Raw genomic sequence first — 5,186 nt, 5'->3', positions numbered from 1 at the left:
TGGCTGATGTGCTTTTCGCGCCTGAACAAGCCAGCAAGTATGAGCTGGTGGAAGGGCTGGTTGTCTACTTTCTCTATTTCGAATTTATCGCGCTGATTGTGAAGTACTTTCAGTCAGGCTTTCACTTTCCGCTGCGCTATTTCATCTATATCGGGATCACCGCGATTGTCCGGCTGATCATCGTCGATCACAAATCGCCAATGGACGTGTTGATCTATTCGGCGGCGATCCTGCTGCTGGTGATCACCCTTTGGATGTGTAATTCGAAACGCCTGAAGCGCGAGTAAAAAAAGGGCGCTCCGTGGAGCGCCGAATTACAGTCACAAGTTGGATAAAACAAGTTGAGGGTGCAGTGGCATTACAGGTACTTCGATGAAACTTAACCTTTGACTCCGCCCGCCGTCAGGCCGTTGACCAGCCAGCGCTGCGCCAGCAGGAAGACCAGAGTGATTGGAATCGCGGACAGCACGGCGGCAGCGGCAAAATCGCCCCACAGATAGTTTTGTGGGTTGAGGTACTGCTGCATCCCGACCGCCAGGGTGTAGCTGTTCACATCACGTAGCAACAGTGAGGCAACCGGTACTTCGGTGATGGCGGCAATGAACGACAGAATAAAGACCACCGCCAGAATGGGCACCGACAGCGGCAGCAACACCAGACGGAACGCCTGCCACGGGGTTGCTCCATCCAGTGCGGCCGCTTCTTCCAGCGAGCCGTCGATGGTTTCGAAATAGCCTTTGATGGTCCACACATGCAGTGCGATACCGCCGAGATAGGCGAAGATCACCCCGCCGTGGGTGTTCAGACCGATAAACGGAATGTACTGACCGAGGCGATCGAACAACGCGTACAACGCGACCAGCGACAGCACCGCCGGGAACATCTGGAAAATCAGCATTCCTTTGAGCAGCGTGGCTTTGCCAGGGAAGCGCATACGGGCAAAAGCGTAGGCACAGGTAGTGGACAGCGCCACGATACCCATTGCAGTGATCCCGGCGATTTTCACCGAGTTCCACAGCCATAACAGTACCGGGAAGGGGGGCGGCGTGACGCGGCCATCAGCGTGTTCAACGCTAAAGCCCAGCGCCAGCCGCCAGTGCTCCCAGGAGATTTTTTCCGGGATCAGGCTCCCGGTCGCAAAGTTACCTTCACGCAGCGAGATGGCGATAACCATCAGCAGCGGGAACATGATCGCCGCGATAAATATCAGCAGCAGCAGGTGCGTGATAAAGAGGCGCAACTTTTGAGATTTCGGTTGGACCATAGCCATAATTTTTCTTCACTCCTTAATACCGCTCCAGGCTATTTCACTTGCCATTCTGAATGCTGGCAGCATCCAGACTGGCGGCGCCAATGACGCCTGGTGATGCTGATTAATCAAATTTCATGCGTGTGGCTTTCAGGTTCACAATCGCCAGGGCGCCGACCAGCAGGAAGATCAGCGTGGCGATTGCCGCCGCCAGACCAAAGTCCTGACCGCCGCCGCCTTCAAAGGCGATGCGATAGGTGTAGCTCACTAACAGGTCGGTATACCCGGCTGGCGTGGTCGTTCCGAGGCGATCCGGACCGCCGTTGGTTAACAGTTGAATCAGCACGAAGTTGTTAAAGTTAAAAGCGAAGCTGGCGATCATCAGCGGCGTCAGCGGCTTGATCAGCAGCGGGAGCGTAATCTTAAAGAAGTTCTGGAACGGGCCTGCGCCATCCATTGCCGAGGCTTCGTACAGGTCGTCCGGAATCGCTTTCAGCAAGCCCATGCACAGGATCATCATGTACGGATAACCGAGCCAGGTGTTGACGATAATAATCATCGAACGGGCAGTGGTCGGATCGCTGAACCACGCCGGTTTGATGCCAAACAGCGCGCTCAGCATCATGTTGATTTCACCAAAGCTCTGGTTGAACAGCCCTTTGAAAATCAGAATTGAGATAAACGACGGCACGGCGTACGGCAGGATCAGCAGGACGCGGTAAATGGCCTTACCTTTCAGCGATTCCCACTGCACCAGACACGCCAGCACCATCCCCACAGCGACGGTCAGAATCACGGTCAGCACTGAGAAAACCACCGTCCACACGAAGATGGCGAAGAATGGCTTCTGGATCCCTTCGTCCGTAAAGACGCGGGTAAAATTATCCCAGCCGATGGTCACGGTGTAGCCTGGACTCAGCTTCTCATCACCCCAGTTGCCGTCCGCATTGATGGACTGGTAATAGCCGATGTCGTTATTGGGACGGTATTTCACGCCGCTCTGGTTGTTGGTCAACATGCCGTCATCAGCGAGGGTGTACAGCGGCTGCGTACCGGAGAACTGGCGCAGCGAGCTCATGATCACTTTGCTGCCATCGGGCATCACGGCGGTAATCTGATTCAGCGCCTGGCGATTCTGGGTGATGATGCGCAGCGTTGCGCGTTCACCGGTCGGCAGGGCGTCTGTCTCTTTCAGCGCCAGCTTTTGCTCGCCACCAAATTTAAAGGCGTCGGAGAGGTAATTCTTTCCGGTTTCGCCGTCGGTGAGGGCCAGTTGCCACTCTTCACCGGCAGGATACAGCCCGAAGTTAAAGGATTTACCCGCCTGATAAGAGCGGTCCATCAGCACCTCTTGGGCGCGTTCGAAAGTGAGCTGGTTGGTGCTGCTGTAGTTGGTAAAGGCAATGGCGATGGTGCAAATCAGCGGAAACAGGACAAACAGTCCCATACCAGCCATGCCAGGGTAAACGTAGCGCCAGGCGTAGGTCTTACGGTTGGCAAAAATGTACAGGCCAGCAGAGCTTAAAATCAGCGTCATGATGGCGAACAGGTACTCCCCCTGTGCATACATTAAAACAACAAGGTAACCCACCAGCAGGCCCAGCAGACCTATCACTGACCATTTCAGCGTGTCGCTTTGCCACCAATGTTTCTTTTTAATGACATCCATGGGGATCTTCCTCTACAACAGTGAAATCTTGTCGTGAATGTGCCGGATGGCGACATAAATGCCTTATCCGGCCTACAGACGTTTGTAGGCCTGATAAGCGCAGCGCCATCAGGCACATCGACAGCATTACTTGGTGATACGGCCCTGCGCGTCTTTCAGTGCTGCGTCAACGGTCTGACGACCGCTGGCGGCGTTGATGACCGCCGTACGAACCGCGTACCAGAACGCAGACATCTGCGGGATGTTCGGCATGATTTCGCCTTTCTGGGCGTTATCCATGGTGGCGGCGATACGTGGATCTTTCGCTAACTGATCCTGATAGGATTTCAGCGCCACGGCGCCCAGCGGTTTGTCCTTGTTCACTTCTTCCAGACCTTGATCGGTCAGCAGGTAGTTTTCCAGGAACTCTTTTGCCAGTTCTTTATTCGGGCTGGCGGCGTTAATACCGGCACTCAGCACGCCGACGAACGGTTTAGACGGTTTGCCTTTGAAGGTTGGCAGCAGGGTGACGCCGTAGTTCACTTTGCTCTTATCGATGTTCGTCCATGCCCACGGACCGTTGATGGTCATCGCCGTATCGCCTTTGTTAAAGGCCGCTTCGGCGATGGAGTAGTCGGTGTCGGCGTTCATGTGTTTGTTCTTGATGAGGTCAACCAGGAAGCCCAGACCCGCTTTCGCGCCTGCGCTGTCGACGCCCACGTCTTTCACGTCGTACGTGCCGTTTTCAAACTTGAATGCGTAACCGCCGTCGGCAGCAATCAGCGGCCAGGTGAAGTACGGCTCTTGCAGGTTGAACATCAGCGCGCTCTTACCTTTCGCCTTCAGCTCTTTATCCAGTGCCGGAATTTCTTCCCAGGTCTTCGGCGGGTTTGCCACCAGGTCTTTGTTGTAAATCAGCGACAGCGCTTCAACCGCGATCGGATAGGCGATCAGTTTGCCGTTGTAACGCACGGCATCCCAGGTGAACGGATAGAGTTTGTCCTGGAACGCTTTATCCGGCGTGATTTCAGCCAGCAGGCCAGACTGTGCGTAACCGCCAAAACGATCGTGCGCCCAGAAAATGATGTCCGGACCGTCACCAGTTGCCGCGACCTGCGGGAATTTCTCTTCCAGCTTGTCCGGGTGCTCGATGGTCACTTTGATACCGGTGTCTTTCTCGAATTTTTTACCCACTTCGGCCAGGCCGTTATAGCCTTTGTCGCCGTTAATCCAGATAACCAGTTTACCTTCTTCAATTTTGGCCAGAGCCGGTGCGGAAATCATCATTGCTGCGAGGGCGGACAATGCGAAAACGCGTGCGCCAGTCTTGATCTTCATATCTGCCATCCTTTTGGTGATGTGCTCGTGGTAAGACTTCAGTGGTTCAACGTGACTCAGTCTCCTTATTTGACATCCTCTTTCCATCCTCCTTACCCCTACGCCCCACCCGCTCTTTATGTGATCTGTGTTGCAGAAATATGAGTAATGCGTACTGGCGCACATAAAAACAGACTCATTTTTGCGGGGAACATCACGAAATTACGCGATGTCCCCCGGCCTGGGTCTCAGACTTCCTTCCCTCATCCTCCCGACTCCTCCCCCATAAAAAAGCTGGGGGGTGGAGGATTCACGCTCGCAGTGAATCCCGCATAGTCAGGCCATCATGAATGTTGCTGTCAATGACAGGTTGTAACGAAGGGAGAAGGCATGGCGAGCGTACAGCTGCGAAATGTAACGAAAGCCTGGGGTGATGTGGTGGTATCGAAAGATATCAATCTCGACATTCACGAAGGGGAATTCGTGGTGTTTGTTGGACCGTCAGGCTGCGGCAAATCGACCCTGCTCCGTATGATTGCCGGACTTGAAACGATTACCAGCGGAGACCTCTATATTGGGGAAACCCGCATGAACGATATCCCCCCTGCAGAGCGTGGCGTCGGTATGGTCTTCCAGTCCTACGCGCTCTACCCCCATTTATCCGTTGCCGAAAATATGTCGTTTGGCCTGAAACTGGCGGGCGCGAAAAAAGAGGTAATGAATCAGCGTGTTAACCAGGTTGCCGAAGTGCTGCAACTGGCGCATCTGCTGGAGCGTAAACCGAAAGCCCTTTCTGGGGGACAGCGCCAGCGCGTGGCGATTGGCCGTACGCTGGTGGCGGAACCGCGTGTGTTCCTGCTCGATGAACCCCTCTCCAACCTTGATGCCGCGCTGCGCGTGCAGATGCGTATCGAAGTCTCCCGTCTGCATAAACGCTTGGGTCGCACGATGATCTACGTCACCCACGATCAG

The 5,186-nt window shown here is 54.6% G+C and carries 5 protein-coding genes; 2 read left to right on the top strand and 3 right to left on the bottom strand.

Features of this window, described 5'->3' with window-relative positions:
• On the top strand, window positions 1-287 hold a 287-nt coding region (locus AB7E14_RS20335), incomplete at its 5' end, for a phosphate-starvation-inducible protein PsiE (protein ID WP_428169862.1).
• Window positions 288-379: 92 nt separating this feature from the next.
• Here AB7E14_RS20335 and malG read toward each other — a convergent pair.
• From malG to malE, 3 genes are all read right to left on the bottom strand, one after another.
• Complete coding sequence (gene malG, locus AB7E14_RS20330; RefSeq protein ID WP_044253369.1) at window positions 380-1,270, bottom strand: maltose ABC transporter permease MalG; 891 nt, start codon at window positions 1,268-1,270, stop codon at window positions 380-382.
• Between the two features lie 103 nt (window positions 1,271-1,373).
• Window positions 1,374-2,918: a maltose ABC transporter permease MalF gene (malF, locus tag AB7E14_RS20325; protein WP_044253367.1), complete on the bottom strand. Its 1,545-nt coding sequence runs from the start codon at window positions 2,916-2,918 to the stop codon at window positions 1,374-1,376.
• 126 nt (window positions 2,919-3,044) lie between these two features.
• Window positions 3,045-4,235 (bottom strand): maltose/maltodextrin ABC transporter substrate-binding protein MalE, encoded by a 1,191-nt coding sequence (gene malE / locus AB7E14_RS20320; protein WP_042999028.1) that lies wholly within the window; start codon window positions 4,233-4,235, stop codon window positions 3,045-3,047.
• 369 nt (window positions 4,236-4,604) lie between these two features.
• On the opposite strand from malE, the gene AB7E14_RS20315 reads away from it, so the two are divergent.
• On the top strand, window positions 4,605-5,186 hold a 582-nt coding region (locus tag AB7E14_RS20315; protein ID WP_428169861.1), incomplete at its 3' end, for an ATP-binding cassette domain-containing protein.

This window comes from Citrobacter sp. (assembly GCF_050252275.1).
GTDB classification, from domain to species: domain Bacteria; phylum Pseudomonadota; class Gammaproteobacteria; order Enterobacterales; family Enterobacteriaceae; genus Citrobacter_A; species Citrobacter_A amalonaticus.
The sequence above is the reverse complement of the archived record's forward strand: the minus strand, read 5'-3'. Positions and strand labels throughout refer to the sequence as shown.